The organism is Cellulomonas citrea, assembly GCF_009829685.1.
Lineage (GTDB): Bacteria > Actinomycetota > Actinomycetes > Actinomycetales > Cellulomonadaceae > Cellulomonas > Cellulomonas citrea.
Genome location: NZ_VWSD01000208.1, coordinates 1 through 3,552, shown reverse-complemented (window position 1 = coordinate 3,552; position 3,552 = coordinate 1). Strand labels below are relative to the sequence as shown.

General features: G+C 73.9%; 3 protein-coding genes and 2 pseudogenes. All 5 read left to right on the top strand.

Annotated features, from left to right (window positions below; genetic code table 11):
- Nucleotides 1–961, top strand: a 961-nt coding sequence (locus F2B26_RS15065) for a DNA repair protein RecN (protein WP_499679450.1), incomplete at its 5' end; no start/stop codon positions are given.
- Between the two features lie 6 nt (nt 962–967).
- Nucleotides 968–2,170 carry a putative cytokinetic ring protein SteA gene (gene steA, locus F2B26_RS15060; protein ID WP_159810750.1) on the top strand — a complete coding sequence of 401 codons (1,203 nt, stop codon included), beginning with the start codon at nt 968–970 and terminating at the stop codon, nt 2,168–2,170.
- A gap of 15 nt (nt 2,171–2,185) precedes the next feature.
- Nucleotides 2,186–3,193, top strand: coding sequence for a copper transporter (locus tag F2B26_RS15055; RefSeq protein WP_159810748.1), 1,008 nt, complete (start codon nt 2,186–2,188; stop codon nt 3,191–3,193).
- A gap of 153 nt (nt 3,194–3,346) precedes the next feature.
- Nucleotides 3,347–3,394: pseudogene (locus F2B26_RS17690) on the top strand (hypothetical protein); the annotation flags it as partial.
- Nucleotides 3,395–3,426: 32 nt separating this feature from the next.
- Nucleotides 3,427–3,552: pseudogene (locus F2B26_RS15045) on the top strand (proteasome accessory factor PafA2 family protein); the annotation flags it as partial.

The following is a 3,552-nucleotide window of genomic DNA, read 5'->3' as shown; positions in this document are numbered from 1 at the left end:
CGCGCTCGCCGTCGACGGTGCGCTGCGCGCCCTGCAGCACGCCGCGGTGCACGACCCGGAGCTCGCGCCGCTGGCCACGAGGGTCGCGGAGATCGGCTACCTGCTGGCCGACGCCGCGGCCGACCTGGCGGGGTACCTCGACGGGGTGCAGGCCGACCCGGGCGCCCTCGAACGAGCTCAGCAGCGGCGTGCCGAGCTCGCCACGCTCACCCGCGCCTACGGGTCCGACGTCGACGAGGTGCTCGCCTGGGCGGGTGAGGCGGGGCTGCGGCTCGCCGATCTCGAGGGCGGCGAGGACCGGGTCGAGCAGCTGCGGAGCAGGCTCGCCGAGCTGGACCGCGAGCTGGCGCAGGTGCAGGGCGCCGTGACGGCCGGTCGCACGGCTGCGGCCGCGCAGCTGGGCCGCGCCGTGAGCGACGAGCTCGCGGGTCTGGCGATGGCCGGCGCCCAGCTGCAGGTCGACGTGCGCCCCGGCGAACCCTCGGTCCACGGCGCCGACGAGGTCGAGATGCTGCTCGTGGCCCATCCGGGTGCGCCCGCGCTGCCGCTCGCACGCAGCGCCTCGGGCGGTGAGCTGTCCCGGGTGATGCTGGCGCTCGAGGTCTCGCTGGCCGGCACCGCGGGTGCGGGTGCGTCCACCTTCGTGTTCGACGAGGTCGACGCCGGGGTCGGTGGCCGGGCCGCGCTCGAGGTGGGCCGTCGGCTCGCCGCGCTCGCGGGCACCGCTCAGGTCCTCGTCGTCACCCATCTGGCCCAGGTGGCCGCCTTCGCCGACCGTCACCTCGTGGTGACGAAGTCGACATCGGACGGCGGCGACGTGGTCACGGCCTCGGGGGTGCGCGCGGTGGAAGGCCCGGCCAGGGTGGCCGAGCTGGCCCGCATGCTGTCCGGTCAGGAGACCTCGGCGACGGCACTGGCCCACGCGGCGGAGCTCCTGGAGCTGGCCGACGTGGGACGATGACTCACGATGAGAGTGTTTCAGCGCAAGAACAGCCCGCAGCCTCAGACCGGCACCGTCGTCGGCCCGGCCCGGGTCGACGCCCGGACCAAGGCACTCACCAAGCGGCTCCGGCCCGGTGACGTCGCCGTCATCGACCACCTCGACCTGGACCGGGTCTCGGCCGAGGCCCTCGTGGCGTGCCGGCCGTCGGCCGTCCTGAACGCCGCCCGGTCCACCTCGGGCCGGTACCCGAACCTCGGCCCGGAGATCCTCGTCGAGGCCGGGATCCCGCTCGTCGACGACCTCGGCCCCGACGTGATGGCGGTGACCGAAGGAGCCCAGCTGCACGTCGAGGACGGTGTGGTGCGCCTCGGTGAACGCCTCGTCGCCGAGGGCGTGGCCCAGGACGCGCAGACCGTCGCGGCGGCGATGGAGGACGCGCGCGCCGGGCTGTCCGTGCAGCTCGAGTCGTTCGCGGCCAACACCATGGACTACCTGCGCCGGGAGCGCGAGCTGCTGCTCGACGGCGTCGGGGTGCCGGAGGTGGCCACCTCGATCGACGGCCGGCACGTGCTCATCGTGGTGCGCGGGTACCACTACAAGGACGACCTGGTCACCCTGCGCTCCTACATCCGGGAGTACCGTCCCGTCCTCATCGGCGTCGACGGCGGGGCCGATGCGATCCTCGAGGCCGGCTGGAAGCCGCAGATGATCGTCGGGGACATGGACTCCGTGTCCGACAAGGCGCTCACCTGCGGGGCCGAGGTCGTCGTGCACGCCTACCGGGACGGCCGCGCACCGGGGCTCAGCCGGGTCGAGCAGCTGGGCGTGCCGTACGTGCTCTTCCCGGCCACCGGGACGAGCGAGGATGTCGCGATGCTGCTCGCCGACGACAAGGGCGCCGAGCTCATCGTCGCGGTCGGTACGCACGCCACCCTCGTGGAGTTCCTCGACAAGGGGCGCTCGGGGATGGCGAGCACCTTCCTCACCCGGTTGCGGGTGGGGGGCAAGCTGGTCGACGCCAAGGGCGTGTCCCGGCTCTACCGGCAGCGCATCTCCAACCTGCAGCTCGTGCTGCTCATCGCCTCCGGACTGGTGGCGCTGTTCATCGCACTGGCCTCGACGGCCGCCGGGCAGACCTTGCTCGGTCTGGTGGGCGCGCGGTGGGACGACCTGTTCTCCTGGGTGGTCGGCCTGTTCACCGGCGCCCAGTCACCCATCCGTCACTGACCGAGGGCTGTTCACGTGATCGACTTCCGCTACCACATCGTCTCGCTGATCTCGGTGTTCCTGGCCCTCGCGGTCGGCATCGCGCTCGGCGCCGGACCGCTCAAGGAGACCATCGGCGACTCGCTCACCGGCCAGGTCTCGTCCCTGCGCGCCGAGAAGGAGTCGCTGCGGTCCGAGCTGGACACCACCACGTCCTCGCTCAACCACGCCCAGGGGTACATCGATGCGTCGGCCGGTCGGCTGCTCGACGGGACGCTCGCGGGCCGTCGCGTCGCGGTCGTCGCGCTCGGTGACGTGCTGACCGACCTGGGAGCGGCGATCGACTCCCGCCTGCAGCAGTCCGGTGCCTCGGTGAGCGCCCACGTGCAGCTCACGGCCGCCTGGACGGACCCGGCGCAGCGGTCGTTCCGGCAGGCGCTCGCCGGCAACCTCGTGACCTACCTGTCGCCGGCGCCCGCCGCCGGTGCCACCGCCGACGCCGAGCTCGCCCTCGCGCTCACGCAGGCCCTCGCGTCGGCCGACCCGGCGGCGCCCGACAAGCAGGCCAGCTCGGCCTCGATCCTGCTCGAGCTGCTGTCGTCCGGGGACAGCCCCCTCATCACCGTGACCGGCACGGTCTCGACCCCGGCCGACGCGATCGTCGTCGTCGCCCCCGAGGCCGCGACGACCGACAGCACGGCCACCCCGCCGGCCGACGACGTGCAGAGCGCCCGGCTCGACGTGGTCTCCGCTGCGGCCAGCGGCAGCGAGGGCGCCGTGCTCGTCGGCGGGGCGCGGGGCAACGGGTCGCTCGTCGACGCCCTGCTCAAGGACGCCACGTTGGCCTCCCGCGTGAGTACGGTGTCCGGCATGAAGGCCGTCTCGGCGCAGGTCGACGTCCCGCTGGCCCTCGCCGCCCAGATCGGCGGCCAGGTCGGCCACTACGGCTTCGGCGACTCCGAGACCGTGCTGCCGCCGGCCGTCGTGCTGCCGCCCGTCAACCGCACCCCGACGGCCCCGGCGGCGGCGGGGACCGGCGGGTGAACGACGCCGTGCCGGCGGTCGTCGGCGCGGTGGTGGGCGGCCTCGGTGCGTGGGTCGCCCGGTCGGTGCTGGGCACCTACCCGCCCGGCGGATCGGCGCGCTGGACCCGGACGAACCACGCCGGTGACCCCGTGAGCCTGCTCGAAGGGCCTGGTGAGCGCCGTCGAGGAGAAGCCGGACCTGGTGCTGGACATCGCGACCCTCACGGGGGCGCAGATGGTGGCCCTGGGCCGGCCGCGAGCCCGGCGCTGCCGGACGTCACGCTGTACAAGAACAACGTGGACGGCAAGGGCGCCACCTACGGCACGCACGAGAACTACCTGTTGGACCGGGCGGTGCCGTTCGCCGACCTGGTGCGG